The organism is Bradyrhizobium sp. 2TAF36 (assembly GCF_052114925.1).
GTDB lineage: Bacteria > Pseudomonadota > Alphaproteobacteria > Rhizobiales > Xanthobacteraceae > Bradyrhizobium > Bradyrhizobium barranii.
Genome location: NZ_JBFRFR010000006.1, coordinates 13,307 through 39,334 on the forward strand (window position 1 = coordinate 13,307; position 26,028 = coordinate 39,334).

The 26,028-nt window shown below is 64.8% G+C and carries 24 protein-coding genes; 11 read left to right on the forward strand and 13 right to left on the reverse strand.

Annotated features, from left to right (window positions below):
- Positions 1–237: 237 nt before the first annotated feature.
- The 8 genes from AB4Z51_RS04415 to AB4Z51_RS04450 form a co-directional block, all read right to left on the reverse strand.
- Positions 238–978 carry an ABC transporter ATP-binding protein gene (locus tag AB4Z51_RS04415; protein WP_063981254.1) on the reverse strand — a complete coding sequence of 247 codons (741 nt, stop codon included), beginning with the start codon at positions 976–978 and terminating at the stop codon, positions 238–240.
- Positions 975–1,823 carry an ABC transporter ATP-binding protein gene (locus AB4Z51_RS04420; protein WP_167768158.1) on the reverse strand — a complete coding sequence of 283 codons (849 nt, stop codon included), beginning with the start codon at positions 1,821–1,823 and terminating at the stop codon, positions 975–977. The genes AB4Z51_RS04415 and AB4Z51_RS04420 overlap by 4 nt, the downstream gene beginning before the upstream one ends.
- Positions 1,823–3,646, reverse strand: a complete 1,824-nt coding sequence (locus AB4Z51_RS04425; protein WP_135215619.1) for an ABC transporter permease — start codon at positions 3,644–3,646, stop codon at positions 1,823–1,825. Before AB4Z51_RS04425 ends, AB4Z51_RS04420 begins: the two co-directional genes overlap by 1 nt.
- A 56-nt stretch (positions 3,647–3,702) precedes the next feature.
- Positions 3,703–4,860, reverse strand: a complete 1,158-nt coding sequence (locus AB4Z51_RS04430) for an ABC transporter substrate-binding protein (RefSeq protein WP_063981251.1) — start codon at positions 4,858–4,860, stop codon at positions 3,703–3,705.
- A gap of 55 nt (positions 4,861–4,915) precedes the next feature.
- The gene (locus tag AB4Z51_RS04435; protein WP_135215620.1) at positions 4,916–5,500 is read right to left on the reverse strand and encodes an alkylhydroperoxidase domain protein; all 585 of its coding nucleotides are present in this window, start codon (positions 5,498–5,500) and stop codon (positions 4,916–4,918) included.
- 12 nt (positions 5,501–5,512) lie between these two features.
- A complete protein-coding gene (locus AB4Z51_RS04440; protein WP_167768159.1) occupies positions 5,513–6,136 on the reverse strand; it encodes a CMD domain protein in 624 nt (207 codons plus the stop codon).
- A 37-nt stretch (positions 6,137–6,173) separates the two neighbouring features.
- Positions 6,174–7,208 carry a putative FMN-dependent luciferase-like monooxygenase gene (locus AB4Z51_RS04445; protein ID WP_135215622.1) on the reverse strand — a complete coding sequence of 345 codons (1,035 nt, stop codon included), beginning with the start codon at positions 7,206–7,208 and terminating at the stop codon, positions 6,174–6,176.
- 122 nt (positions 7,209–7,330) lie between these two features.
- Positions 7,331–8,113, reverse strand: coding sequence for a MetQ/NlpA family ABC transporter substrate-binding protein (locus tag AB4Z51_RS04450; protein ID WP_193560910.1), 783 nt, complete (start codon positions 8,111–8,113; stop codon positions 7,331–7,333).
- A 170-nt stretch (positions 8,114–8,283) separates the two neighbouring features.
- Here AB4Z51_RS04450 and AB4Z51_RS04455 point away from each other — a divergent pair, with 170 nt between their 5' ends.
- Positions 8,284–8,562: a hypothetical protein gene (locus tag AB4Z51_RS04455; RefSeq protein ID WP_135215623.1), complete on the forward strand. Its 279-nt coding sequence runs from the start codon at positions 8,284–8,286 to the stop codon at positions 8,560–8,562.
- On the opposite strand, the gene AB4Z51_RS04460 is transcribed toward AB4Z51_RS04455, so the two are convergent.
- Complete coding sequence (locus tag AB4Z51_RS04460; protein ID WP_135215624.1) at positions 8,536–9,981, reverse strand: MATE family efflux transporter; 1,446 nt, start codon at positions 9,979–9,981, stop codon at positions 8,536–8,538. The genes AB4Z51_RS04455 and AB4Z51_RS04460 overlap by 27 nt on opposite strands.
- A 141-nt stretch (positions 9,982–10,122) precedes the next feature.
- Here AB4Z51_RS04460 and AB4Z51_RS04465 point away from each other — a divergent pair, with 141 nt between their 5' ends.
- A complete protein-coding gene (locus tag AB4Z51_RS04465; RefSeq protein ID WP_135215625.1) occupies positions 10,123–10,701 on the forward strand; it encodes a TetR family transcriptional regulator in 579 nt (192 codons plus the stop codon).
- 23 nt (positions 10,702–10,724) lie between these two features.
- Here the strand turns inward: AB4Z51_RS04465 and AB4Z51_RS04470 are convergent, their stop codons facing one another.
- Entirely contained in the window at positions 10,725–11,279 is a 555-nt protein-coding gene (locus AB4Z51_RS04470; RefSeq protein WP_441497095.1) for a hypothetical protein, read from the reverse strand.
- A 263-nt stretch (positions 11,280–11,542) separates the two neighbouring features.
- On the opposite strand from AB4Z51_RS04470, the gene AB4Z51_RS04475 reads away from it, so the two are divergent.
- Entirely contained in the window at positions 11,543–13,330 is a 1,788-nt protein-coding gene (locus AB4Z51_RS04475; RefSeq protein ID WP_167768160.1) for a peptide ABC transporter substrate-binding protein, read from the forward strand.
- Here the strand turns inward: AB4Z51_RS04475 and AB4Z51_RS04480 are convergent.
- Positions 13,293–14,387, reverse strand: a complete 1,095-nt coding sequence (locus tag AB4Z51_RS04480; protein ID WP_441497096.1) for a cupin domain-containing protein — start codon at positions 14,385–14,387, stop codon at positions 13,293–13,295. The two genes, AB4Z51_RS04475 and AB4Z51_RS04480, sit on opposite strands and share 38 nt — an antisense overlap.
- 104 nt (positions 14,388–14,491) lie before the next feature.
- Here AB4Z51_RS04480 and soxC point away from each other — a divergent pair, with 104 nt between their 5' ends.
- The 7 genes from soxC to AB4Z51_RS04515 all read left to right on the forward strand — a co-directional run bounded on the left by soxC (position 14,492) and on the right by AB4Z51_RS04515 (position 21,655).
- Complete coding sequence (gene soxC, locus AB4Z51_RS04485; RefSeq protein WP_441497097.1) at positions 14,492–15,763, forward strand: sulfite dehydrogenase; 1,272 nt, start codon at positions 14,492–14,494, stop codon at positions 15,761–15,763.
- On the forward strand, positions 15,750–16,298 hold the full coding sequence (locus AB4Z51_RS04490) for a c-type cytochrome (RefSeq protein WP_135215628.1): 549 nt from the start codon (positions 15,750–15,752) through the stop codon (positions 16,296–16,298). Before soxC ends, AB4Z51_RS04490 begins: the two co-directional genes overlap by 14 nt.
- A gap of 9 nt (positions 16,299–16,307) precedes the next feature.
- Entirely contained in the window at positions 16,308–16,775 is a 468-nt protein-coding gene (locus AB4Z51_RS04495) for a DUF302 domain-containing protein (RefSeq protein ID WP_135215629.1), read from the forward strand.
- Between the two features lie 32 nt (positions 16,776–16,807).
- Positions 16,808–17,125 carry a hypothetical protein gene (locus AB4Z51_RS04500; protein WP_441497098.1) on the forward strand — a complete coding sequence of 106 codons (318 nt, stop codon included), beginning with the start codon at positions 16,808–16,810 and terminating at the stop codon, positions 17,123–17,125.
- Positions 17,126–17,296: 171 nt separating this feature from the next.
- On the forward strand, positions 17,297–18,358 hold the full coding sequence (locus tag AB4Z51_RS04505; RefSeq protein WP_135215631.1) for an HlyD family secretion protein: 1,062 nt from the start codon (positions 17,297–17,299) through the stop codon (positions 18,356–18,358).
- The gene (locus tag AB4Z51_RS04510; protein ID WP_441497099.1) at positions 18,355–20,685 is read left to right on the forward strand and encodes an ABC transporter permease; all 2,331 of its coding nucleotides are present in this window, start codon (positions 18,355–18,357) and stop codon (positions 20,683–20,685) included. The genes AB4Z51_RS04505 and AB4Z51_RS04510 overlap by 4 nt, the downstream gene beginning before the upstream one ends.
- Positions 20,672–21,655, forward strand: coding sequence for an HlyD family secretion protein (locus AB4Z51_RS04515; protein WP_441497100.1), 984 nt, complete (start codon positions 20,672–20,674; stop codon positions 21,653–21,655). Before AB4Z51_RS04510 ends, AB4Z51_RS04515 begins: the two co-directional genes overlap by 14 nt.
- Positions 21,656–21,771: 116 nt before the next feature.
- On the opposite strand, the gene AB4Z51_RS04520 is transcribed toward AB4Z51_RS04515, so the two are convergent.
- The gene (locus AB4Z51_RS04520) at positions 21,772–21,918 is read right to left on the reverse strand and encodes a hypothetical protein (protein ID WP_167768157.1); all 147 of its coding nucleotides are present in this window, start codon (positions 21,916–21,918) and stop codon (positions 21,772–21,774) included.
- 439 nt (positions 21,919–22,357) lie between these two features.
- On the opposite strand from AB4Z51_RS04520, the gene AB4Z51_RS04525 reads away from it, so the two are divergent.
- Positions 22,358–24,283 carry a sigma-54-dependent Fis family transcriptional regulator gene (locus tag AB4Z51_RS04525; protein WP_441497116.1) on the forward strand — a complete coding sequence of 642 codons (1,926 nt, stop codon included), beginning with the start codon at positions 22,358–22,360 and terminating at the stop codon, positions 24,281–24,283.
- A 94-nt stretch (positions 24,284–24,377) separates the two neighbouring features.
- On the opposite strand, the gene AB4Z51_RS04530 is transcribed toward AB4Z51_RS04525, so the two are convergent.
- Entirely contained in the window at positions 24,378–26,006 is a 1,629-nt protein-coding gene (locus AB4Z51_RS04530; protein ID WP_135215634.1) for a molecular chaperone GroEL, read from the reverse strand.
- Positions 26,007–26,028 lie beyond the last annotated feature (22 nt).

Sequence of the window (26,028 nt, forward strand, 5' to 3'; positions counted from 1 at the left end):
TTCGCGGCAACGGTATGATCTTTTCATAGAATGATCACACTAACCAATGCAATTCCAGGGGGCCGCTTTGCAGGAATGCTTGTAACCATCCTTCGAGACGCCCGCTGCGCGGGCTCCTCAGGATGAGGCCTGGATTCGCGGCCACGTTGCGAACAGACCCTCATGGGGAGGAGCCCGCGCAGCGGGCGTCTGGACGATGCTCTGCATCGCCGGGCGAACCATCAGGCCGCGGTCAAGCTACGCGGCCTCGGAGCCACCAAGATAGGCATCGCGGATGCGGGGGTCGTCCTTCAGCGCTCGCGCCGGGCCTGAGAGCACGATTTTGCCGGTCTGGAGCACATAGGCCTCGTGCGCGATCTCGAGGGCGAGGCTGGCGTTCTGCTCGACCATGAAGACCGACACGCCTTCCTGGTTGATGGTGCGGATCAACTCCAGCACGCGGTCGACATAGAGCGGCGACAGGCCCATGGTCGGCTCGTCCATCACGATCATCCGGGGACGGCTCATCAGCGCGCGCGCCATCGCGACCATCTGCTGCTCGCCGCCGGAGAGCGAACCGGCACGCTGCGACAGCCGCTGCCCAAGTTTCGGAAACAGCGTCAGCATCTTGTCGAGATCCTGCGCCACCGCATCGCGGTCGTTGCGCACGAAGGCGCCCATCAGGATGTTTTCGCGCACGCTCATGTCCGCGAACAACCGCCGCGCCTCCGGCACGGAGGCGATACCACGGCGGACGATCTGCGGCGTGGTGAGCCCGAGCAGCGAGGCGCCGTCGAAGGTCACGTCACCCGAGCGCGGTTTCACCAGGCCCAAGATGATCTTCATTGTGGTCGACTTGCCGCTGGCGTTGCCGCCGAGCAGGCAGACGATATGGCCGCGGCCGACCGTGATCGACAGGTCGAAATGCACCTGCGCCTGGCCGTAGAAGGTGTTGACGTTCGAGAGCGCCAGCAGCGGCTCGGATGCGCCAGTCGTCATACCACGCTCTCCCGCTCCGGCGTCTCCGACAGGCCATGGCCGAGATAGGCCTCGATCACCTTGGGATCGCCACGCACCACTTCGCCCGGCCCTTCCGCTATCTTCTTGCCCTCGTCCATGACGATGACGCGGTCGGAGAGGCGCATCACCATTTCAAGCTTGTGCTCGATCAGGAGGATGGTCAGCCCCTCGGCCTTCAGTTCGGCGACGAGGCCCTGCATCTCCGTGGTTTCGGTCGGGTTCATGCCGGCGGTCGGCTCGTCGAGCAGCAACAGGCGCGGCTTCAGCGCAAGCGCGCGCGCGATCTCGACGCGGCGGCGGTTGGCATAGGACAGGCTGTAGGCCGGCTGGTCGATCCGTGGCAGCAGCCGCTCGCCGAAGCGAGCGAGAATAGCCTTCACCTCCTCGCGCAGCCGTTCCTCTTCGTCCCTAACGCTGGCCGGACGCAACAGCGCCAGTCCCAATTCCAGCAGCGGGCCGATCACTGGCACCGCGGGCTTCACCGCGCGCAGCCGCGTATGCGCGCCGATCAGGACGTTGTCCATGACGCTGAGATTGCCGAAGACGCGACCGAGCTGGAACGTGCGCGCGATGCCTCCGGCAGCAAGCCGTTCGGGCGAGAGACCCGTGATGTCCTGCCCTTCGAAGCGGACATTGCCGGCATCGGGCCGATCGAGCCCGGTCACGAGGTTGAACAGCGTCGTCTTGCCGGCACCGTTCGGGCCGATGATGCTGATGAGCTCACCCCTGGCGAGATCGAGGTCGATGGCATCCACTGCGGTCAGGCCGCCAAAGCGACGCGTCAGCCCGCGCAGGGACAGCATGGGTGTGTGCTGCTCTGCCATCATATCGTTCCCAACAGGCCCTGCGGCCTGAACCGCACGAGCAGCAGCAGCACGATGCCGTAGATCAGGATGCGATACTCCGCCGCGATCCGGAACACCTCCGGCAAGCCGACCAGCGCGACCGCTCCGACGATGGCGCCGACGACGTTGCCGAGGCCGCCGAGGATGACGACGGTCAGCGCCAGGATGGATTGCTGCGTGTTGAAGGTCTCGTGGTTGATGTAGGAATAGAGATGGGCGGCGATGCCGCCGCTGACACCGGCCGCGAAGCCGCCGAAGATGAAGGCCAGCGACTTGTAGCGGTTCAGGCTGAGGCCATAGGCGCGCGCGGCGATGTCATCGTCGCGGATAGCGCGAAAACTGCGGCCGAGATGCGAGCCGAGCAAGCGCCCCTGCAGCAGCGCCAGCACGACCATCACGACAAAGCTGAACCAGTAGATCGAGGTCGGGCTGACCAGATCGTAGCCGAACAGCGACAGCGGCGGAATGCCGGAGATGCCGATCGGACCACGCGTAACGCTCTCCCAGTTCAGAATCACCAGCGACACGATCTCGCCGATGGCCAGCGTCGCGATCGACACGTAATGCCCGCGCAGGCGGAACGACGGCGAGATCAATGCCGTGCCGAGCGCGGCACTCATCAGGCCGCCGGCGATGATGGCGAGGCCGACGGGGACGTTGAGGGTCAGCGACAGCAGCGCAGAGGTGTAGGCGCCGATCGCGAGCAGCGCGGCATGTCCGAGCGAGACCTGCCCCACCGTGCCCGCAACCAGCGTCAGGCTGAGCGCGAGCATGCCGAGCAGCCAGGCGTTGATCAGGGTCTGGAGCACGTAGAAGGACACCGGGAAGAACGGCAGGATCGCGAACACGCCGGCGGCAACCAGCAGCGCCCAACGCGAAATCCGCACCGGGCGGCTCGGCGCGATGAAGGTGCCGGTGAGCGGCTCGGGTGGCGCCTGCCGCGCGCTGGCGAACAGGCCGTTCGGACGCAGCACGAGCACGACGACCAGCAGCAGGAACGCGAACAGATTGCGGTAGCTCGTGCCGAACACGGCGACGCCGTAGCTCTCGACCAGCCCGAGCAACAAGCTGCCGATCACGGCGCCCGGCACGTTGCCGGCACCCCCGACCACTTCCGCAACGACGCCCTTCAGCGTCGCCTGCAGGCTCATCGCGGTGTCGATCTGGTTGTAGTACATGCCGACCAGCAGGCCGGAGACGCCGCCGAGCGCAGCCGCAATGCCAAATACGGCCTGATTGACGCGGTTGACGTCGACGCCCATCTGCATCGCGGCATCGCGGTCCTGCGCGGTGGCGCGCACCGCCCAGCCGAGCTTGCTGTAGCGCAGGAACACGAACAGCAGYAGCGCGCTGGTGAGGCCGACACCGGCGATCAGGAGATCAAGAGGTCCGATCGTGCCGCCGCCGACCTGGAAGCGCACGTCAGGCAGCTGGCTCGGCAGCGCGCGCGGGTTCGGCGAGAAGGTCAGCATCACCAGCTGATCGAGCACGAAGCTGATGCCGATGGTCGCGAGCAACGGCGCGATGCGCACGGAGTTCTGGAGCGGACGCAGGCCGAACCGTTCGATGATCAGTCCGACGATCGCGGCCGCCACCGCGACCACGATGATGGTGAGCGGCAGCGGCGTATGCAGCTGCACCACCGCGACCCAACCGATATAGGCGCCGACGAGATAGATCGAGCCCTGGGCAAAGTTGATCAGCCGGCTGACGCCAAAAATCAACGCAAGCCCGACCGCAACGAGCGCGTAGACATTGCCGACGATCAGCCCGTTGATCGTGTAGTCGAGCCAGGAAGACACGCAGTTGCCCCCGCGTAGAGAGGAAAGCAGCCGGAGCGGCGGCTCCGGCCATCACTTCAGGTCGGCTTGCCGTCCCAGAGCGCGAACTGGCCCTTGCGCACGACGAGCTCGGCGTTCATGGCGCCCTTGACGCGGCGCGTCGCGACGTCGAACGTCGCGGCGCCGAAGATCACGCTCGGGACGTCCTTGACCTTGGTGAAGGCGTCGCGGACCGCCTTGCGGTCGGTGCCGCCGATCTTCACCACAGCAGCCGCCATGTTCATCGCATCATAGGCGTAAGCGTTGAACGCGTCCGGCTCGAGCCCGTTGTACTTCTTCTTGAAGCCGGCGATGAACTTCTGCACCTCGGGCCGCGGGTCTTCCGGGAAGTAGCGCGTGCCGACATGGACCTCCTCGACGGCCTCGCCGCCCAGCTCCAGGAATTTCGGCGAGTAGACCGAGCTTGCCGCGCAGATCACCTGCTTGAGCCCGACCTGTCGCGCCTGACGCGCGATCAGCGCGCCGTCGGAGTAGTAGGAGATCAGGATCAAGCCGTCTGGGTTGGCGTCGCGGACGCGCACCAGGGTAGAGCGGAAGTCGCGCTCCTCGGCAATATAGCCCTCGGTGACCGCGATCTCCGCGCCGTATTCCTTGGCAGCATTGACGAAATAGTCGCGGCTGGTGCGGCCCCAATCGGTGTTGAGGTGCAGCACTGCAAGCTTCTTCAGGCCAAGGCGCTTCACGGCATAGGACGCCAACAGCGGCTGCTCGTCGGCCTGGCTGACCGAGGTGCTCCACATGAAGTCGCCGCCCTTGGTGAAGTCAGGATGCGAGTTGGTGAAGCCGAATTGCACCAGGCCCGCGCGCTGATAGATCGGCGAGGCCGCCATCGAGGCCGGGCTGGAGAAGTCGCCGAGCTCAAGGACGATGCGGGGATCGGAGACGAATTTCTGCGCGATCGCCACCGACTGGCGCGGATCGCTCTGGCTGTCCTCGAAATTGTAGGTGAGCTTGCGGCCGTTGATGCCGCCAGCCGCCTGGATCTCGTCCAGCGCGAGGTCGAAGCCCTGCTTCCACTGCGTACCATATTGCGCGTTCGGCCCGGTCAGGGGGCCGCTGACGCCGAGCAGGATCGGCTCGGAGGATTGCGCAAAGGCGCCGCGCGAACCGGCCGCTCCCGCCATCATGGCGGCGAGCGAGCCCTTGACCAGGGTACGACGATCGATGTTGCTCATGCACGGCTCCATCCAGTGTTGAAACAAGCAGCAATTCTTGTGCCGGTGAGATCGCCTATTTCGAGGGCTCACCGAGCGACAGCATCAGTCGGTTCGCCCAGTTGAAGAACGAGGCGCCGTTGATGACGTCGACGATCTCGGCGTCGTCGAGGCCCGCGCGGCGCAGCTCCGCGATATTCTCAGGCCCGAAGGCAATCGGCGTCGCGGCCAGCGCGACCGAGGCCTTGACCACCGCATTCCAGCGCTCGCCGAGGTCGGCCTTGACGCCTTCGTCGAGCAGCCGCTGCACGTCGTCACGGCGCTTGGAATAGGTGGTGGCGAAACGCGCATGCACAGAGGCGCAATAGATGCAGCCGTTGTAGCGCGACGTCGCGGCCGCCGCGAGCTCGCGCTCGGCGCGCGGCAGGCCGTCGGCGACGTTGTAGAAGATATCCTTGTCGGTCTTGGTGCGGGCTTCGAGCACCTCGGGATCACGCACGAGAAGGCGGAAGTATTCGGACTTGGCACGGGAGCGATCGACCAGGCCCGCGAAATGCCGCTCGGTCAATTCGGCTTCGGGCAGCGGGTCGATCCACGACACCCAGCCGAGCTCGTCCTGGGTGAAGACGACGGGCGGATTGACATTGTTTGCAGCGTTCATGATGCAGTCTCCTTACGCGCCGGCCGCAGCGCTTGCGGTGCCCAGCGAGGCGCCGAGCACGCGGAGGCCCGTGACGACGCGCACCTGGAACGACAGGAACGCGACGAGCTGAGAGAAGGTGACGATGCCGGTGTCGGACCAGCCGGCGGCCAGCAGCGCCTTCATGTCAGCGGACGCGGCATCGCGCGGGCGGAACACCAGCAGATGCGCATGCTCCAGCGCCGCGGCGAGCCTGGCGCCAAGAACGGGCTTGCCCTCCGCGCTCACGCGATAGATCGGGCCGGCCGCGTTCTCGGCTGACAGCGGTCCAGCCGGATACGCACCGTACGGGCCTGACGTCTCGCCGCGAGCAACTTCGACCTCGATCGCCTCGGCCAGGCGCGCACCATCGGCGGTCGCCGCGAGCTTCGCCCGGTAGAAGGCAGCCATGGTGGGCTCGCGGTGAAGGCCGATCACGAAGAGCGCGACTGCGGCGCGCTCGACAAGCGAAAAATCGGCGGCGTCGATCGGCTCGAACAGTGAGAGATAGCTCTTCTGCGCATTCTCGCGCGCCTGCAGGCGGCGTCCGCGAATGCCATCCAGAGCCGTGCCCGGTTCGATCCCGGCGAGCGTGTCGATGATATCTTTCGTAGCCATCATTCAGCCTCGTGCAACGCGATCATGTTCGCTCCGATCAGCCCGCCAGAGCCACGTCAGCCGCCGTCCGGGCCCAGCCCAGTGCCGGCGCGACTTTCTCGGCGACAAGCTCGATCGAGCGCAGGATATGAGGATGCGGCGCGTCCACCGAATGCGCCTGGAAGACGAGGTCGGTCACCCGCTCCAGCGTGGCATCGGCGCGGAGCGAGGCGATGACGTCGTCGGCCGCACCGACATGGGTGTCGAATGCGATGATCATCTCCTCCAGCGTCTCGCCAGGCCTGGCGTGACCGCCCTTGAGGAACTGCGGCAGTGCGCGACGCAGCCCGATGTCGGCAAGGCGCATCGCTTCAGTCCGGTCGTCGGCGACGAAGACGCTGCGCGAGGCCATGATCCGGGGCTCGCATCCCGGCGGCAACGCTGCGAGATAGGCATCGATGACCGGATTCTGGATCTCGGCGAGCGTGGCCTTCGGCGCCTCCTTGGTCCGGGGCTGGGTGCGCGACAGCAGCAAGCCATCGCCGGCCTTGCCCGCGCGCGCACCACCGGCGACCGAGAACGTCGCCTGCCAGATCCGCTTGTCCAATTGGGGCCGCTGCGGATACAGCGTATCGCCGCCGGTGAGCGGCTTGCCGACCAGGGCGGTGCGGACCACGTCCAGATTGCGGGCAAAGATCTCGTTGCGTTGGGCGCTGTCGAGGCCGAAGGCGGCAAAGGCCGACGGATTGCCGCCGGTGCCGACGCCGAGCTCGAAGCGGCCGTTGCAGAGCAGATCGAGCACGGCGGCATCTTCCGCCACACGCACCGCGTTCTCCAGCGGCAGCGTGACGATGCCGGTGCCGAGACGGATGCGCGAGGTTTGCGCCGCGACGTAGCCGAGGAAAGTGAAGGGCGACGGCAGGCCGCCCTCGCGTTCGTGAAAATGATGCTGCGCGATCCACGCGGAATCGAGGCCCGCTTTCTCAGCGCGCACGATCTGCTCGGCGGCGAAGCGGTAGCGCTCCGCTGGCGGGGCTTCATCGAGGAGCCGCGTGAAGAACCCCAGTCGTTTCAGGTTTGCAAAGCGTTTCATACGACCCCTGTCGGGCGAGGATGGGCCCCGATGATGTCGGTTGCCGCAGCTCCAGACAAGCGGGCATTGCGCAAGGCTGCCCGCCGGATCGCCCCGCGCTGGACCTTGGCTAGGCAGATTGCCTACCAGCTCGGCAACACCGCGCCCTTGAACTTGGTCAGGACGAACTCCTTCACCTCGGGCGTGTGGTAGCTGTCCACGAGGATCTTGACCCAGGGCTTGTCCTTGTCGGCGGCACGTACCGCGATCAGGTTGACGTAGGGTCCCTTCGGGTCCTCGCGCAGGATCGGATCCTTGACGGGATCAAGGCCCGCCTGGGTTGCATAATTGGTGTTGATCGCGGCGGCATCGACATCGTCGAGCGCGCGCGGCGCCTGCGCCGCATCGACCTCGATGAATTTCAGCTTCTTGGGATTCTCGGTGACGTCGAGCACCGTCGGCTTGAAGCCCGTGCCGTCCTTCAGCTTGATCACGCCCTTGTCGCGCAGCAGCAGCAGTACGCGGCCGCCATTGGTCGGATCGTTCGGGATCGAGACCTTGCCGCCCTCGGGGATATCGGCGAAGGCCTTGTGCTTCTTCGAATAGACACCGATCGGGAAGTTCACGGTCAGCCCGACGGATTCGATCTTGTAGCCGCGGTCGGCCTTCTGGTTGTCGAGATAAGGCTGGTTCTGGAACGAATTGGCCTGGATCTCACCAGCATCGAGCGCGGCATTCGGCACGACGTAGTCGGAGAACTCGATCAGCTGGATGTCGAGGCCCCGCTTGGCGGCGATCGGCTTCACCGCCTCGAAGATCTGCGCATGCGGGCCCGGCGTCACACCGATCTTGATGGTCTCGGCGGTTGCTGCGGCCGACCAGGCGGCAAGCGCGGTTGCGAGGATCAGGGGGAGGCGAAACGACATCTTGGTCTCCAAAACTCGGCGAAAATGATTGGAACCGTATTCGCTTCTCCGCGAGGCGAAATCAATGAAATGAAAATCCATATTGCCGGCCTGTTACGAGGAACACCTTCTCCATTCGGCGCAAAATAGGAAACGAATTCGCAGGTCATGGGGCGCGTTGCGCAAGCGTGATGGGCATCACGGCAAAGTGTCACTCCGGATGCGAGATTGGCGGCAAGATCAGCAAGGAGTTTAGTCATGACCGGCCTCGCCGCCCCGAAGTTCGCCAGCCGGAACCGCCTCGAAGGCTCTATCCCTTGCTCCAGGGCGTGCCGTTCAATTCCGGCGTCGTCCTGACGATGAAGCTGATCAACGCGTCGCCGCTCAAGTGGCTGAGCAATCTGCTGCTGCTGTCGGCGCTGCCGGCATCCAGTGATACCTGTTTACTCGGAGCGCCACGTCCACGGTGACAGCATGATCAGGACGCAGATCGCGGCATAGGCGGCGAGCGAGGCCGTGACCATGGTGGCGAGACCCGCCATGCCCGCGCCAAAGCTCGCCACCGCGATCCAGCCGCCCCCAGCCGCGATCAGGATGCGCGCGAAGGACGAAGCGAGCGGCCCCATCGCTCGGCCGGTGCCTTGCACCGCGAACGAACTGACAAAACCGAAGCCGAGCGCGGCATAGGCCGGCGCGACGATGCGCAAATAGGTCATGCCCTCGCTGACGACGTCCGCGTCATGGCTGAAGAGGTGCAGCCAGGCCGTCGGGAAGATCGCAACCAGCAAGCCGATCGTGCCGGTCATGATCGTGCCGACCACGCCGCTGATCCAGCCGATCTCTCGTGCCCGCGCGGTCTGGCCCGCGCCCATGTTGACGCCGACCATGGTCAACGTCGCCGTGCTGATCCCGAACAGCAGCGGGATCATGATGTAGTCGAGCCGCGAGGCGATGCCGTAGCCGGCGAGCGCGGAGGTGCCGAACAGGCCGACCGCGCCGGTGACGAGAATGACGGTGAGGTTGGTCAGCACCGCGTTGAACGCGGTGGGGACGCCGACCTTCAGCATGTCGCCGAAGATTTTTGCGCGCAACGGCACGATGTGCAGCTTCAAGCCAGTCGCGCCCGTCGACATGTAGCGCAGCAGGAACAGCATCGCCGCGCCGTAATAGAGGCCGAAGGCTATGCCGGCGCCGCCGATGCCGAGTCGCGGGATCGGCCCGAACCCGAAGATCAGTGCCGGCGAGACCGGAATGGTCACGATGGCGCCGACCAGCGTCACCAGGGCCGGCACTTTGACGTTGCCGGCGCCGCGCAGCGCGGCAGCCTGGAGGTTGACGATCCACACCGGAATGGCGCCGGCGAACAGATAGTTGGAATAGGTGGTGGCAGCGCTAAGCGCACCGTCGGTGCCGCCGAGGGCACGATAGAGATGCGGACCACCGAGGACGACGCCGAGCGTGAACACGCCGCCGGCAATGATGGCGAGCACCACGGCATGAAACAGCGCCGCCTCGGCGTCAGCGCGGCGGCCGGCACCGACCGCGCGCGCCACCGAGGACGCAACGCCGGAACCGAACCCACCATTCGACATCATGGTCATCAGCATGAAGATCGGGAACACCAGCGCGGCGCCGGCGAGCGCATCGGTGCCGAGATAGCCGACGTAATAAGCCTCTGCGATGTTGACGGCGGTCTGTGCCACCAGGACGGTCACGGTCGGCAGCGCGAGCTTGAGCAGCGTCGGCAAGATCGGCGCGGTCAGGAGCGCGGCGCGTCTTTGCTCAGCCGCGCTTGGTGCGGGCGTAGCCGCCTGGCGAAGCGGCGCCGCGGTGTGGGCCACGAATGGCGCGGCGGACAAGGCCGGCGCGGCGGCATTCTCGACGGACATGGTTCGATCCTGTGGTTCCCTCGGACCGCCCGGTCGGCGCCCATTGCATTATGATCATAATGCATTAGTATGAACGTAATGCAATAGGACAGACCTCACGATTTTGTGGCATAGGGGGCGGCGGGTTCGCAGGAGGCGGAATTGGCGCGCTATGACAAGGGACACAGGGACACGACGCGGCGGCACATTCTCGATGTCGCATCCTCGCAGTTCCGCGAGAGCGGCATCGCCGCGGTGGGCCTCGCCGGCATCATGGCGGAAGCGGGCCTGACCAACGGCGCCTTCTACACGCACTTCGCCTCCAAGGAGGATCTGGTGCGCGCGGTGCTGCTCGACGCGCTGGAGCGGCGCGAGCAGCGGCACAGGGACAATCTCGAAAACGGCGTCGCGCTCGAGACCGTGATCCGCGACTATCTCTCGCCCAAGCATCGCGATCGCGCGGCGACCGGTTGCCCGACCGCGGCCCTCGTCTCCGAGATCGCGCGGCATCCGAAGGCGACGCGCGAGGCCTTCACCGGCAAGATGTCCGACATCCTCGCGCTGATGGCAGCGCAAATGTCTGAGGGCACGCCGGCGGAGCGGCGCCGCCGCGCCATCGCGGCCTACGCCACCATGGTCGGCGCGCTGCAATTGTCGCGCGCGGTGAGCGACAGGCAATTGTCGGAGGAGATTCTCGAAAACGCGGTGGATGCTGCGCTGGCGCTTGCGAAGGGGCGCTAGCCTCAGGGCGGCCTGCGTGTTGCTCAGCTCCTCGCGTCGAGCTGGCTGCTGCGACCGGACGAACTTGCTTGCGAGGCATAGACGGAAGCTGCGGCCGATGCGGGTGAATAGTGCGACAGCGATTCGGCGAGTTCTTCGGCGGCCTCGGTGAGCTCCTTCAGGACGGCGTCGCTGTCCGTGGCGTGGCCGCCGGAGGAATGCAGCACCTCGAACGAGATTCCGTTCGGAAGATCGACATGAACCTTGTCGATCCCGACGGCGTCGGGCGTGTCGCCGTTCTGCGACTGGTCGGCGCCGGACGCGGGATCACCTGATATCTGCTGGCTCGCGAGCTTCTGCACGAAATCCTCGATGGACTTGAGCGCGCTGCTGTCGAAGCCGCCGCCACCGAAATGGACGATGCCGATCGACATACCGTTCGGCAGGCTCACCTTGACCTCGTCGTAGGGCGTGCCGCTCTCCAGCAGAGACGAGAACATCGAGGCGCCGTCTTGTGAACGTGCTGATTTCGACTGGCTGGTGGATGAAGGCGACCCCGCCGCGCTTCCACCGATGCTGCTCATGCTGCTGACGCTCATACCCGCACTCCACTGTCATTGCGAACGCACGCTTTGCGTGCAATGCGCATGCCAGATGAGAGCCTCATTGCCATCAAGGGCTTATCGCGAAATCCGGCCGGCATCCCCTTCACGCCGGCAACAATGTCCCGGCAGAAGCTGCCCATCTCCACGTTCGCCATTTCGTCGCAGGGCCTTGCGGCCTCGCCGGCATTGCCGCCTCGTGCATGATGCAACATGATGGGGTGCCGAAGACGATTTTTCTTCGAGGTGGGGGTCATTCGATGAACGAAGACGAGATTCGCAAATCCATCGCGGAGGTGAAGCAAGGCACGCTGTCGCGACGCTCGTTCATCCGGACCATGGCTGCGGCCGGGATCGCCGCGCCGGTCGCGAGCCAGATCCTGCTCTGGAACAACGTCGCGATGGCGGATGCCACGCTGCCATACAAGCCGACCAAGGCCGGCGGCGGCGGCCCGCTCAAGATCCTGCTGTGGCAGGCCCCCACCCTGCTCAATCCGCATTTCGCCATCGGCACCAAGGATCAGATCGCCTCGCGCATCTTCTTCGAGCCGCTGGCCGGCTGGGACAAGGACGGCAACCTCATCCCCTGCCTCGCCGCCGAGATTCCGACCAAGGCGAACGGGAGCCTCGCAGCCGACGGCATGAGCGTCATCTGGAAGCTGAAGCAGGGCGTGAAGTGGCATGACGGCAAGCCCTTCACCGCCGACGACGTTGTCTTCACCTGGGCTTATGCGGCGGACCTCGCGACCGCCGCCTACAGCACGGGATCCTACAAGGACATCACCGTCGAGAAGATCGACGACCACACGGTCAAGGTGCTGTTCAAGGCCCCGACGCCGTTCTGGGCCGACCCCTTCGTCGGCTCGGTCGGCCAGATCCTGCCGAGGCACCATTTCGGCGACTATGCCGGCGCGAAGTCGCGCGAGGCGCCGGGCAATCTCAAGCCGGTCGGCACCGGCCCGTACAAATTCGTCGAGTTCAAGCCGGGCGACCTGATCCGGGCCGAACGCAACCCCGACTATCACGTCAAGAACCAGCCGCATTTCGACACGCTCGAGGTCAAGGGCGGCGGCGACGCGGTCTCCGCGGCGCGCACGGTGCTCCAGACCGCCGAGTACGACTATGCCTGGAACCTGCTGGTGGAGGAGGAGGTCCTCAAGCGTATGGAGGCCAGCGGCAAAGGCAGGGTCGACATCACGCCGTCCGGCAACGTCGAGTTCATCATCCTCAACACGACGGACCCGTGGACCGAGGTCGACGGCGAGCGCTCCAGCGTCAAGACCAAGCACCCGACGCTGTCCGATCCGGTCGTCCGCCAGGCGTTCAACCTCCTGATCGATCGCGAGGCGATCCAGAAATTCATCTACGGCCGCGGCGGCATCGCTACGGCAAGCTTCGTCAACCAGCCCCAGCAATTCAAGTCGGGCAAGCTGACCTACGCGTTCGACGTCGACAAGGCGAACAAAATCCTCGACGAGGCCGGCTGGAAGCGGGGCGCGGACGGCATCCGCGAGAAGGACGGCAAGAAGCTCAAATACGTCTTCCAGACCTCGATCAACGCCCCGCGCCAGAAGACGCAGGCCATCATCAAGCAGGCCTGCCAGAAGGCCGGTATCGACATCGAGCTGAAGTCGGTGACCGCATCGGTGTTCTTCTCGTCTGACGTCGGCAATCCCGACACCTACTCGAAACTCTATTGCGACATGGAGATGTACAACACGACGCAGCCGCAGCCCGATCCGGAGCGGTTCTTGAACCAGTGCGTCTCCTGGGAGATCGCCAACAAGGAGAACAAGTGGCTCGGCCGCAACATCTCGCGCTGGTCCGATCCCGAGGCCGACAAGGCCTACAAGACCGCGCAGCAGGAGCTCGATCCGGTCAAGCGCGCCGCGCTCCTGATCAAGGTCAACGAGATCTTCTGCGAAGCCAATATTCTCGTGCCGCTGCTCTCCCGCAACATCGTCGGCGCCGGCGTCAATAGCCTCATGGCCGACATCTCGGGCTGGGACGTCACGACCTGGAATCTGGGGAGCTGGTATCGGGTTTGACAACCGGCGCGCGAGGACCCGGCTCCCTCAAAGCGCCGGGTCGCATGCCGTATCTGCGCATGATGGCTTTGCTCAGCGCGCCTTCGGACGCATAACCGACCTCGCCGGCGATCTTCGCGATCGGATCGGAGGTGCCGGCCAGCCGCTTGCGCGCGACCRTCAATCGCAGATCGGACAGGAACGTCATGGGCGCGACCCCCGCGCGCTTTTGAAAAGCGCGCACCAGCGTCGCGCGCGAGGCGATCGCCACCGCCGCCATGTCGTCGAGCGTCCAGTCCCGGGCGAGATCGTTGAGGATCGCCGACACCACACGGGCCGTCATGCGGTCGCGCAACAGCGACACCGTCCCGTTCCCGGAGGCATCGTCCGAAAGATGGTCGCGGAGCATCATCACGAACAACGCCCTCGCAAGGTCGGCCGCGACCACTTCCGATCCAACCCGTCCAGCGTCCAGCTCTTCGCGGATGTCGATCAGCAGGCGCCGAAACCGTTCCAGCAGCGGCTCCTCCGCCGTGCGCAGGATGATCTCGTCGGGAAGGGCCGCAATCAGCGGGTTTTCATCCGACGTTTCGAACAGGAAACGGCCGCACAGCAGTTCGGTATCGACCTCGGCCTCGACCGTTGCGCGCTGGCGGACGCCATTTCGGACGTCGGTCGTAACACGCCCGACGGCGCCGCCCGTCCGGCTGCGAACCGCGTGACTGTCGCCGTGCGGCAGCAAGAGGATATCTCCGGCTTCCAGCCGCCGCGGGCCCAGGCCCGGCCGCTCGACCACGCAAGCGCCGCGCGTAACCATGTGGAATTGCGCCCATCCCTTGCCGTTCGGCGCGTGTAGCGACTCCCAGCTGCCGCCGAACTTGCAGGAATCCTCGAATATTGGACGGATCCTGAACAGCGGCACCATCGCCTTCAACAATTCCGCCGCGTCCGCCTCCGACATCCCTCTCCCCTTGATCCGCCCGGACATGTCTCCGAGCCGCCCGGCCATTCCATGGAACAGCCAAGCGCATCTACCGTACGAGCGGGCCGTCCCGCGCATGAGTGGACCAGTACTCATGGCTTTTAACACATCCTAACGAGCAATCCTCACGGTGTTCGGTAATGTCACGGCATGAAGGCGGCAGGGATTTCCAAAAAACAGGTTCATCGAGGGGAGATCATATGACGTCCAAGACGCCAGTTGAGTTGTTGCCACGGCCTGCGAATGTGTCGCGCCGTGGCTTCGTGGGAGGCCTGTCGGCGGGCATCCTTGGCGCGGTGGCAACCGAGGCGGCGGGCGCCGAGACGCTCGCCGACGTCCCCGATCGCGGGCCCGGCGCCGATCTCAGCGCGCACAGCGAACGCTCCCGGTTTGCAAAACTCGATCGCATCCCCGAGGCCACGCCGGGCAAGCGCAACGTCGATCCCGGCGATGCCATCAATTCCAAGACGCCGCACCAGAAGCTCGTCGGCAACATCACGCCGACCGACCTGCATTACGAGCGCAGCCATTCCGGCGTGCCCGATATCGATCCCGCGCAGCACTGGCTGCTCATCCATGGCATGGTCCAGAAGCCGCTGGTGTTCAGCGTCGAGGATCTGAAGCGGATGCCGTCGGTGACGCGCGTGGCGTTCATCGAATGCACCGGCAACGGCTGGGAGAATTGGAAAAAGGCCGATCCTGACGTGACGGTGCAGAACACGCATGGCCTCGTCAGCACCAATGAATGGACCGGCGTTCCGCTCAAATTCCTGATCGACCTCGTCGCCAAGGACAAGGGCTCGAACTGGATGCTGGCGGAGGGCGGCGACGGCGCGGGCGTCGATCGCAGCATTCCCCTCACCGACGAGATCGTGAACGAGGCTTTCGTCGCCTACGGCCAGAACGGCGAACCGCTGCGGCCCGCGCACGGCTTTCCGATGCGGCTGGTGATGCCGGGCTTCGAAGGCAACCTCAACATCAAATGGCTGCGCCGCCTCAAGTTCGGCAGCGAGCCCTGGATGACGCGCTGGGAGACGGCGCGCTACACGCAGCTGYTGGCCAACGGCAAGGCGCGGCAGTTCCAGCTGCGGATGGAAACCAACTCCGTCATCACGCAACCATCGGGCATGATGCAGATCCAGCCGGGCTATAACCGCATCTCGGGTCTTGCCTGGAGCGGTCATGGCAAGATCGCCAAGGTCGAGATCTCCACTGACGGCGCCAAGACGTGGAAACCCGCGCAATTGAGCGAGCCGGTGCTGTCCAAGGCGCAGGTGCGCTTCCAGATGGATTGGGTCTGGGACGGCAAGCCGACAAAAATCGTGAGCCGCTCGACCGACGACCAGGGCAACGTTCAGCCGGACCGGCAGTCCTTCATCGCCGCGATGGGGACCAACGCGCTGTTTCACTACAACGCCCAGCAGACCTGGAGCATCGACGAGGCCGGGAGGGTCCGCAATGTCCTCGCATGACAAGCTGTTTCTCGCCGGCATCCTCGCCGCCGGCCTGCTCGCGGCGCCCGCGCTGGCGTTCGATTTCGGCCGTCCGGCGACGCCGCCGGAAATCAAGCTGTGGGACATCGACGTCGGCCCCGACGGCAAGGGCCTGCCCGACGGCAGCGGCACGGCGGTGCAGGGCAAGCAGATCTTTGCCGACAATTGCGCGGCCTGTCATGGCGACAACGGCCAGGGCGGCATCAAAGATCGTCTCGCCGGTGGACAGGGCACGCTCGCCTCCAACATGCCGGTCAAGACCGTCGGCAGCTTCTGGCCCTATGCGACGACCCTATTCGACTACATTCATCGCGCGATGCCGTATCCGACGCCGGGCTCGCTCAGCACCGACGAGACCTATGCCGTCACCGCCTACATATTGAGCCTCAACGGCATCGTTCCCGCCGATGGCAAGGTCGACAAGGAGTCCTTGCCGAAGATCAGGATGCCCAATCGCGACGGCTTCATTCCGGAGCCGGAATTCGACCCGGCGCGATTATTCCGCATGAAGTGAGCTGACATCATGAGGCTCATCTCACTGGTCGGGATCTTCGCGCTGGTCGCGACATGTTTCTGGGAGACACAGGCAATGGCTACAGACGGACTTATCACCATCAAGAGCAATTTTGGCCCGCAGGACACGATGACGCGGCTCGAGACCGAGGTGAAGGCCAAAGGCCTCACCGTGTTTGCCCATGTCGATCACGCCGCGGGCGCTGCCGCCGTCGGCATGACTCTGCGGCCGACTGATCTGCTCATCTTCGGCAACGCCAAGGGCGGCACGCCGTTGATGCAGCAGGCGCAGACCGCCGGCATCGACCTGCCGCTGAAGGCGCTGGTCTGGCAGGACGAGCAAGGCGCGACCTGGCTGTCGTACAACGATCCGGCCTATCTCGCCGGCCGTCACGGCGTCGGCGAGCCGGCCAAGACGGCCATCGGCGCGATGACCGCCGCACTGCATGCGATCGCGGCCAAGGCCACCGCACCGTAAGCGCGACGCGACGGCCGCGCGAGGAGAGGTTCATGAACGTGACCAGCGGGCAACCGGCGCCGCCCGAGGCGCAAGACAGCAAGCTCGCCAGATGGCTGGTCATCGCGGTGTTGTGCGCCATGCTCGTCGCCGCGAGTGTTCTCGGCTATCTCGGCTGGACCAGCACGGATACCAGCGTGCCGGCGTCCGGCTATGTCGCGCTGGTGCTCGGCGTGGTGTTCTCGCTGGTTGTCGGCGTCGGCCTGATGGCGCTGGTGTTCTACAGCAGCCGCAAAGGCTATGACGAGCCGGTGGTGCTGATCCCGGAGCCGGAGAGCGATCCGGACGATGGGCGGACGGACCCGCGCTAAGCCGCAACAAGGGGGTGACGGGGTGACGGGTGTTTTGCCCGACGAGCAATCCGAATAAGATGGCCGCCGGCACGTCGCGGAGTATTGAAAGTACCGCACCGCTTCGCGATTGCGACTGGGCCTGGCAACCGAATAGAGTGGGCCATCCCGTCACGAGAAAGGGAGTCAGGCATGGACGCGCCGAGCTCTGACAAGGACATTCAAAACACACCCGACGAGCCGGCTAACGAACAGGCGAAAACCACGCGCAACCCAACACGTACTCCTTCCATCATCGTCGGTGTCGTTGCGGCTGCCGTCGTCGCGCTTTCCGCCTTCTATCTCTTACGACCCGAACCATTGCTCGTTCAAGGCGAGGTCGATGCAACGCGGCTCGATATCGCGGCGCGCGTGGACGGACGGGTCGGCAAGATTCCCGTCGAACGCGGCCAGAACGTTGCTGCGGGCGCGGTGCTGGTCCAGATCGACAATCCGGAAACGCTGGCCAAGCACGAGCAGATGAAGGCGGCCAAGGCTGTCGCGGACGCCCAGCTCGCCAACGTTCTCGTCGGAACGCGGGTGGAAGTCATTGCCGCTCGGAAGGCGGAAATGGAGCGCGCCCAAGCGGCGCTGGTGCTGGCGCAAAAGACCTTTGACCGCACGCACACATTGACCGAGCAAGGCAACGCGCCGCAAGCGCGCCTCGATCAGGCAACCGATGCGCTGCATGAAAGCGAACGCGCGGTCGATCAGGCCAAATCGGCCTATGCGCAGGCGGTCAATGGCTACACCAAGGAGGAGCGGGCCATTGCCAATACCAATGTCGAAAAGGCCAGTGCCGATATCCAAAGTGTCCAGTCGATCATCGACCAGCTCGTGGTTTATGCGCCCGTAGCCTCGCAGATCTATCAGCGTAATGTGGAACCCGGCGAATACGTCTCGCCGGGCGTCCCGCTCGTCACCTTGATCAATCTCGCGGACCTCTGGGTGCATTTCGATCTGCGCGAGGATCTCGTCAAAGGCCTCAAGGTCGGCGATCGCTTCGATGTCCGCATTCCCGCCCTCGGCGACCGCTCGGTGACAGTCGAGGTCAAGCTCATCGCGACCAAGGGCGAATATGCAAGCTGGCGGGCCACGCGTGCTTCGGGTGATTTCGACCTGCGGACGTTTTCGATCCGTGCCTATCCGGTGCAACCCGTGCCCGAGCTGCGACCGGGAATGAGCGCCTATCTGGATTGGCGGTCACGGCCATGAGGCCGGCGCCCAAGCCCGGATTTCTGCTGGTCGCGCGGCGCGAGTGCCGCTGGCTGTTTCACGATCGCGTGGCGCTGCTCCTGATCTTCGGCGTGCCGCTGTTCGCGTTCGTGGTTCTCACCACGGTCTTTAGCCATCCGGTCATCCGCGGGCTCGGCGTGACTGTCGTCGACGAGGACAAGTCGGACGCGTCGCGCGCCCTGGTGGAATACATTGCGGCGTCGCCAAGCCTGAAGATCGTCGACCGCTCCGGCACGCTGTCCACGGCCGTGCAGGACATACGCTCCGGCAAGTCGATTTCGGCCGTCTACATCCCGCCGGATTTCGAGCGCGACCTGAAGGCCGCGCGCCGCCCGCAGATCGTCGGATTTTACAACCAGCAGTTTTTGACTCCCTCCGGCATCGCATCCTCGGGTCTGAGCGATTCACTTTCCGCCGCGGCAGCCGTGGCCGCTCCCGCCAGTCGCGCGGCACCTGCGCCAGCGTCCCTGGGAGCGCTCAAGGCGGAGACCATGGCGCTCGTCAATCCGCAGAAGAACTACGCGCAGTTCCTGCTGCGCGCGCTGCTACCGACCATCATCCATGTGGTGATTACCCTTGCCGCCGGCTATTCCGTTGGCTCCGAATTCCGCCGCCGCGACGCGCGGGCCTGGCTCGAAAGCGCCGGCGGTGATCCGCTTGTCGCGCTGGCCRGCAAGCTCGCGCCGCTGTTCTGCCTCTTCATTTTGATCATGCTGGCCGAACCGCTGTTCCTAGAGGGCGTGCTGGAGATTCCCTTCAAGGGCGACTTGCCGTTGATGATCGCTGCTGCGTCGCTGTTGATCATCGCCTATCTGTCGCTCGGCGCCCTGCTCCAGCTTCTGGTCGGCGATCTCGCCACCGGACTCGGGCTTGCGGGCCTCATTGCCTCGCCCGCATTCGGCTATGCCGGCGTCGGCTTTCCCACCATCGGCATGAACGCGTTTGCGCAAGTCTGGAGCGCGATCCTGCCGCTTCGCTGGTACATGGCCGTCCTGCTGGGACAAGCCGCGCGGGGRTTGCCGGTCGCGGATTCCGCCCTTCCCTTCGCGGCGCTTGCGGGCCTGGCGTTGCTCTTTGCCGGCCTGGCGTGGATGCGCATGGCGAACGTCACCCGCAAGGGATGGTTTGCAACAGCGCGGCCTGCCGAGCCACACGAGGTCATCTCCACACCGCGCGGCGTCGGCGGCGCCTTCGTGGCGGAGTGGCGGCGCGTGCTGGGAACGCGGGGCGCCTTCGCTCTGCTGTTTCTCGCTCCCCTGGTCTACGGCATCTACTATCCGCAGCCCTATCTGAACCAGATCCTTCGCAAGCTTCCGATTGCGGTCGTCGACAACGATCTCAGCAATCTCAGCCGGCAGATCGTCGAGACGCTGGACGCGAGCGGCGCATTAAGCGTGACGGTTCGCGCCCGAACGCTCGCCGAGGCGCGTAGCGCGATCGATCGCGGGCAGGCCTTTGCCGCCGTCGAGATTCCACCCGACACCGAACGCGACGTGCTCAAGGGCATCACCGCCCACATCCCCGTCTATGCGGACGCAACCTATCTGTTCATCTTCAGATCGAGCGCCAGCGGGGTCGCCACCGCCATCGGAACCTTGACGTCCGAGCTGGTTTCGCGCGGCGCGCGGTCGGATGGCAGCCTCGTCAAGGCAAAGCTGGCAAGCTCGAGCCCGGCCGACGTGCTGCTGCAGCCTATCTTCAACCCGGTGGGCGGCTATGCGAGCTACGTCGTTCCGGCGGCGTTCATCCTGATCCTGCAGCAGACCCTGCTGATCGGCGCCGCGATGCTGACCGGCACGGCGCTGGCGAGCGGAGGCGCAGCCTTTGCCGGCGTGCTCGGCCGCGGCATCGCGCATCTGACCGTCTACCTTCCTGCGCTCGCGCTCTACGTCATCGTGCTGCCCCGCATCTACGGCTTTTCCACGCTCGGCCATCTTCCGCAGATTCTCGCGCTCGCGAGTGTCTTCCTGCTGGCGACGAGTTTCATGGGTCAGGCTGTCGGGGCCTGGTTCACGCGACCGGAGAACGCAACCATCCTGCTGCTGGCGACGAGCCTGCCGCAGTTCTTCATGGCCGGCTTCGCATGGCCGCGCGAAGCGATTCCGGACGTGGCCCTTGCGTTCGGCCGGTTATTCCCGGCCGACTCCGCGATCGACGGCCTCGTGCGCGTCAACCAGCTCGGCGCCGGCATCTGGGAGGTTGCGCATGACTGGCTCGCATTGTGGTGCCTGGCGCTCGGCTACTTCGCGCTCGCGGTGATCTCGGCATTTGCCGTCAGGAGGAGACAGGGACATGCCCAACCTTAGACCTGCCGCCTTCGTCGCGATTCCGCTCGCGCTGGTCGCGGCGGGCGCGCTGCTCTATGTCATGCGCCACTCGGCACCGCAGGCAGCCATCGTCGGCGTCGTGCGCGCGACCGAGATCAGGGTCGAGCCGGAGGTCAACGGCCAGTTGGTCTCGATCGCGGTCGAGAAGGGTGCCTCTGTGAAAGCCGGCGACGTCGTGGCGCGGCTCTCGGCGGTGGAGTTGACGGCTCAGGCGGACCAGGCGCGTGCCGCGCTCGCGTCCGCCGTCGCAAGCCGCAACAACGTCTATGCCGGCGTGCGCCGCGAACAGGTCGACTCGCTGAAAGCCGCCATCGCCAAGGCCGGCGCCCGCCTCGACTATGTACAGGCCCAGCTCACCCGGACCAGCACGCTGGCGCGCCAGAGCTTCGAATCCCAACAGTCGCTTGACCAGGCCGAGAACGACGTTGCAAGCGCGCGTGCCGGCGTGGCGGAGGCCCAGGCCAATTATGATGCGGCGGTGGCGGGACCAACCCGGGAAGAGCGCGCGATCGCCGACGCGCAGGTGCAGGCCGCGGCCTCCGCGGTCACCGTGCTCGAGCGCCGCCTCGACAAGATGGTGTTGCGCGCGCCGGCCGACGGCGTGGTCAGCGTCATCGCCGCCGAGGTTGGCGAAAATGTTCGCGCGGGCCAACCGATCCTGATGGTCGAGGCGGCGGGCAGGCAATGGCTCTCGTTCAACGTGCGCGAGGATCATCTCGATCGTCTCGCGATGGGAGAGACAGCGAATGTGATGCGGAACGGCGCTAATGGCGCGACGAAGGCGGTCATCACTGAACTTCGACCGCTCGGCGTGTTTGCCACCTGGCAGGCCGAGCGGGTGATTGGCGATCATGACCGCAACACGCTTCGCCTGCGCCTCGACCCCAAGGGAGACAAGGGAGAGTTAGCAGGCCTTGAGCCGGGCATGACCGTCTGGATCGGCCCCTAAACCCCGGTGATTTGAGCTCGCGGAACCAAGCTGTTCCGACCGTCTGCAAAATGAAGCCCCAGCAGTCATTGAGACCACTGGGGTTTTTCAACAGCCTTGCGGAATTCGAATTCAGCCTAGCTGGTGACGGCGGCTTCGGGGTAGGGCGCCGTATTCTTCGCGCGGTTGTCGATGCTGAGAGCGCCCGCACCGAAAGCCGCGATCTGGAGCAGTCCGCCCGCCATCATCACGTTCTTCAGGAAGTGAATCACCCCGATGTCCATAGCTGCGGCCCGTGTGGATGGCCGAAGATACTAGCCCGCGCCGCCCAATTCCCTGATGCTGCGCCGCACTACTGCGCGCCTAGCCCGGATTTTCGAATAGATCGAGCCGCGGCCCAGCGGAACTTCGATCGCTACCTTTGCTAGAACCATTCAAAATGTATAGGCTGATCTGGCCAACGGGCTTGAGAGAAAGGCCCGGGACGTTCGGGACGTGGAACGCTGAAGGGGTTGCTTGATCGGAAGGCGCGGTCGTCTTCACGGCGGGTGCGACGGATATGGAATCCGATTCAGACGGCCGTCACGGCGGCCTGGAAGGGTCTTACCGTCGGACTTTACGTGAGCGAACCGGCAGTTGCGCCAGGCACTCCCCCGCATTCAGGTGAATGATCGCAGGGTCCGTCATGAGCGGTCCAGCACCTTTCACGTCGGAGGAGCCGGGATGGACCAACGAGAAGTGCTGGCGGCGTGGGAAAAGTTCGTCGAGCGCGGAGCGTTGTCATCCGACTTGAGATCATCGGTCGCAGCGTCGTGGCAGCGATCCAGGAACCATCACGTCACCGTCGACCGTGCGCGAGCGCCGCTCGTCGCGGACGCCGAGTTGTTTCGTCATCGCTCCAAATACGCGTCGCTCCGTCATGCCGCCCGCTGCGCTCTCGAGAACTCAAAAACATTTCTGCGCGATGCAAACTCAATCATGATCCTCACCGATCCGAGTGGGCTGATCATCGATACGCAGGGCGACGACAGGGTCATCGACGCCGGCCGCGCAGTCCATCTCGAACACGGAGGTCGCTGGAGCGAGGCCGACATCGGCACCAACGCGATTGGCGCTGCGATAGCGGAGTCGAAACCTGTCCAAATTCACGGTACAGAGCATTTCTGCTCGGAGGTTCAGCGGTGGACTTGCGCTGCCGTCCCGGTTCATGACCCGACCGATGGCGAACTGCTTGGCGTGGTCGACATCTCGGGTCCTGCAAGCACCTTCAATCCGCAGAGCCTGGCTTTGGCCGTCGCGGTCGGCCATCACGTGGAAAGCGTTCTGGCCCAATCGGTCCGACAGGAACACGAGGAGTTGCTGTGCCGCTTTCTCGGCAGGAGATCGCAATGGGCGAACGATGAATGCATCGTGCTCGATCGYCGTGGCATGATCCTCCACGCCACCGAGCGTGCTCTGAACGCACTCCAGCATGATCGCCACGGCATTCACAACGACGCGCCAACCCGCTTTTTGAAGACGGTTCCCTTCGATGAGTGGCCGAGCAGGTTGAAAGAGCTGCTTCCCAACGCGAGCTTCAACTTCGTCGAGAACGAACGCTCCGGCATCGGCGCCATCGTGGTGCTGCATGCGCGACGACGCCAGTTGATCACGCATCGCGACGTCCAGAAATCGAGATCCGAATCTGACGGTCGCGAGACCGCGGGCTCATCATCTGCCCGAAAGGATTCAAAGCCGGAACCACGGTCTCTTCAGAGCATGGCCGCCGGCTTCGTTGCGGACGACCCCGCGGTCCGAGCCATCGTCCGTCAAGTCGAGACCGCGGCAGCACGCAAGATGCCCATCCTCATCCGAGGCGAGACCGGAACCGGCAAGGAACAGCTTGCCCGCCACGCCCATATGGCGAGTGGGCGGACCGGCTCGTTCGTTCCAGTGAATTGCGCCGCCCTGCCGGAAAGCCTGATCGAGAGCGAGCTGTTTGGCTATGCCGCCGGAGCATTCACCGGGGCGCGGCGCGGCGGCGCGATTGGACTGGTCAAGGAGGCCGACGGCGGCACGCTGTTCCTTGACGAGATCGGCGACATGCCCGTCGCGCTGCAGGCGGTGCTTCTGCGCCTGCTTGACGACTGGACCGTGCGCCCCGTCGGCGGCGTCAGATCGAAGGTCGATGTCTTTCTCATCTCCGCGACCAACGCCAGGTTGGACAAGGCCATCGCCGAAGCCCGGTTCCGATCCGACCTGCTCTATCGTCTCAATACGCTCGAGGTCAACCTGCCACCGCTCCGGGATCGCAACGACTTTGACGCCATCGTTCGCCATCTGCTCAATGCGATCGACCCGAATTGCGAGATCACGCGGACGGACATTGCGCATCTCGCCGCACGTCCATGGCCTGGCAACGTCCGCGAGCTCCGCAACGTTCTGGCGCGATTCACCCTTGCCGCTGCGGGCGGCTCTATCAACGAAGCCAGCGCGGAGAGCATCGTTCAACACCCTGGAACGGAGTCCGGATCGCTCCACGACATCCACCGCGCGCGAATCCTCGTTGTGTATGCCGAGACCGCCGGAAACGTCAGCGAAACCGCGCGGCGCCTCGGCGTCTCAAGAAACACCATCTATCGCGCACTGGGGCAGAAGAAGCCCGAGTGATGCCATAGTGCCTCGAAGCGCCTATGCTGCGAGTATCGCAGCATGCCCAGTTATGGACAGAGCGCCGGTCGCTTCGAACCGATGATTGTTCCGTTCAAAGCAGCTCGGCACCACCACCTCGGGCCGGGCCGGCGGTCGGATCGTAGTCGTCTGGCTTCTTGGCGATCAAGGTCTGAGTCGTCAGGATCAGTCCGGCCACCGATGCCGCATTGCGAACCGCGCTGTAGCAAACCTTGACCGGGTCGATGATGCCAGCTTCGACAAGATCGACCGCCGAACCATTGCGCACGTCGAGCCCGTGGCCATTCGTGGCCTTGGCAATTCTCGCAACTTCCGCCTCTCCGTTCAGGCCGGCATTGGCGGCAATGTAGAAAAGCGGCCGGCTGAGCGCGCGTTGCAGCAGCTCGGCGCCCTGCCTGGCGCCTCCGTCCAGACGACTGATCAATTCGTCGAGCCTTGCAGCGATCCTGAGCAAAGCCACTCCCCCGCCCGGCACAATGCCTTCTTCGATCGCGGCGCGGGTCGCGTTGATCGCATCCTCGATCAACTGGGTCCGGCGTTTTTGCTCGACCGGCGTCGCGCCGCCGGCAAGAATCATCGCTGTGCCGCCGGACAGTTTTGCGATGCGCTCCTGGAACTTGTCCCGCTCAATATTTTCGGGAGCGGCATCGTATTGTCGCAACACCTGCTCGCGTCGCGCCGCGATGGCCTTCTGATCGCCACCTCCCGCCGTGATCAGGGTCTTCGAGGCGGAAATGCGCACTTGGCGCGCGGACCCGAGGTCGTGCAGCTCCACCTTCTCGAGCCTTCCGCCTAGATCGGCCGAGATAACGCGCCCTCCGGTCGCGATCGCGATATCCTCGAGCATCGCCTTGCGCCAATGGCCGAACTCCGGCGGGTGAATCGCGGCAACCTTGAAATTGGATTTCTCCCGACGCGCCAGCAATTGCATGATGACAGATGGCGCCACTTCCTCGGCGATGATCAGCAAAGGTCGCCCGCTCTTTTCGATGAGCGAGATCACACCAGCCAGTTGCTCCCCGGTCTGGATCTTGAGATCGGTCATGACGATGAACGGACTGTCGAGAACCACCTGCATTTTCTCGACATCGGTGACCATATGATGTGAAAGATAGCCGCGATCGAAGGCCATGCCTTCAACGATTTCCAGCGTCGTCTCGACCGTGTTGCCAAATTCCACCGCGACGATTCCGTGATTGCCGGCGCGCTCGAAGGCTTCGCCGACCATATCGCCAAGCCCTGTGTCGTTGGCGGCAATGCTCGCAACAGCCCGCAGGCCAGCAGACCCCTGCAGCGGTCGCGCCGACCGTCGTAACGCCGTGATGGTCTCACTAACCGCCAGCTCCAGCCCTTGAACCAGCTCGACCGGATTGGCGCCGGCTGCTAAACATTTCAGGCCTTCCTGCACAAGAACATCGGCCAGCACGGTGGCCGTGGTGGTGCCGTCCCCCGCCACCTCATTGGTTCGCGCTGAAACCTCACGCAACACCTGCGCGCCCATATTCTCAAACGGGCATTCAAGTTCGATTTCGCTGGCAATGCTGACGCCATCGCGCGATACGATCGGTGTGCCGATCGGTCGGTCCATGATCGCGTTCATGCCCCTCGGACCCAGCGTTCCGCGTACCGCCTTGGCGAGCTTGGCGACGCCCCGGCCCAGCGCGGCCCGCGCAGCTTCATCGTGCAACATGATCTTCGGCATTCTATATCCCCGACTTTGCCTT

Excerpts from the sequence above, each read along its gene's own strand:
- AB4Z51_RS04505 (WP_135215631.1), top strand. The coding sequence starts at position 17,297 with ATGGACGCGCCGAGCTCTGACAAGGACATTCAAAACACACCCGACGAG.
- AB4Z51_RS04440 (WP_167768159.1), bottom strand. The coding sequence starts at position 6,136 with ATGGCTACGAAAGATATCATCGACACGCTCGCCGGGATCGAACCGGGC.
- AB4Z51_RS04520 (WP_167768157.1), bottom strand. The coding sequence starts at position 21,918 with ATGGACATCGGGGTGATTCACTTCCTGAAGAACGTGATGATGGCGGGC.
- AB4Z51_RS04460 (WP_135215624.1), bottom strand. The coding sequence starts at position 9,981 with ATGTCCGTCGAGAATGCCGCCGCGCCGGCCTTGTCCGCCGCGCCATTC.
- AB4Z51_RS04515 (WP_441497100.1), top strand. The coding sequence starts at position 20,672 with ATGCCCAACCTTAGACCTGCCGCCTTCGTCGCGATTCCGCTCGCGCTG.
- AB4Z51_RS04495 (WP_135215629.1), top strand. The coding sequence starts at position 16,308 with ATGAGGCTCATCTCACTGGTCGGGATCTTCGCGCTGGTCGCGACATGT.
- AB4Z51_RS04530 (WP_135215634.1), bottom strand. The coding sequence starts at position 26,006 with ATGCCGAAGATCATGTTGCACGATGAAGCTGCGCGGGCCGCGCTGGGC.
- AB4Z51_RS04430 (WP_063981251.1), bottom strand. The coding sequence starts at position 4,860 with ATGAGCAACATCGATCGTCGTACCCTGGTCAAGGGCTCGCTCGCCGCC.
- AB4Z51_RS04500 (WP_441497098.1), top strand. The coding sequence starts at position 16,808 with ATGAACGTGACCAGCGGGCAACCGGCGCCGCCCGAGGCGCAAGACAGC.
- AB4Z51_RS04470 (WP_441497095.1), bottom strand. The coding sequence starts at position 11,279 with ATGAGCGTCAGCAGCATGAGCAGCATCGGTGGAAGCGCGGCGGGGTCG.
- AB4Z51_RS04455 (WP_135215623.1), top strand. The coding sequence starts at position 8,284 with ATGGGCATCACGGCAAAGTGTCACTCCGGATGCGAGATTGGCGGCAAG.
- AB4Z51_RS04420 (WP_167768158.1), bottom strand. The coding sequence starts at position 1,823 with ATGGCAGAGCAGCACACACCCATGCTGTCCCTGCGCGGGCTGACGCGT.
- AB4Z51_RS04415 (WP_063981254.1), bottom strand. The coding sequence starts at position 978 with ATGACGACTGGCGCATCCGAGCCGCTGCTGGCGCTCTCGAACGTCAAC.
- AB4Z51_RS04490 (WP_135215628.1), top strand. The coding sequence starts at position 15,750 with ATGTCCTCGCATGACAAGCTGTTTCTCGCCGGCATCCTCGCCGCCGGC.
- AB4Z51_RS04445 (WP_135215622.1), bottom strand. The coding sequence starts at position 7,208 with ATGAAACGCTTTGCAAACCTGAAACGACTGGGGTTCTTCACGCGGCTC.
- AB4Z51_RS04435 (WP_135215620.1), bottom strand. The coding sequence starts at position 5,500 with ATGAACGCTGCAAACAATGTCAATCCGCCCGTCGTCTTCACCCAGGAC.
- AB4Z51_RS04450 (WP_193560910.1), bottom strand. The coding sequence starts at position 8,113 with ATGTCGTTTCGCCTCCCCCTGATCCTCGCAACCGCGCTTGCCGCCTGG.
- AB4Z51_RS04475 (WP_167768160.1), top strand. The coding sequence starts at position 11,543 with ATGAACGAAGACGAGATTCGCAAATCCATCGCGGAGGTGAAGCAAGGC.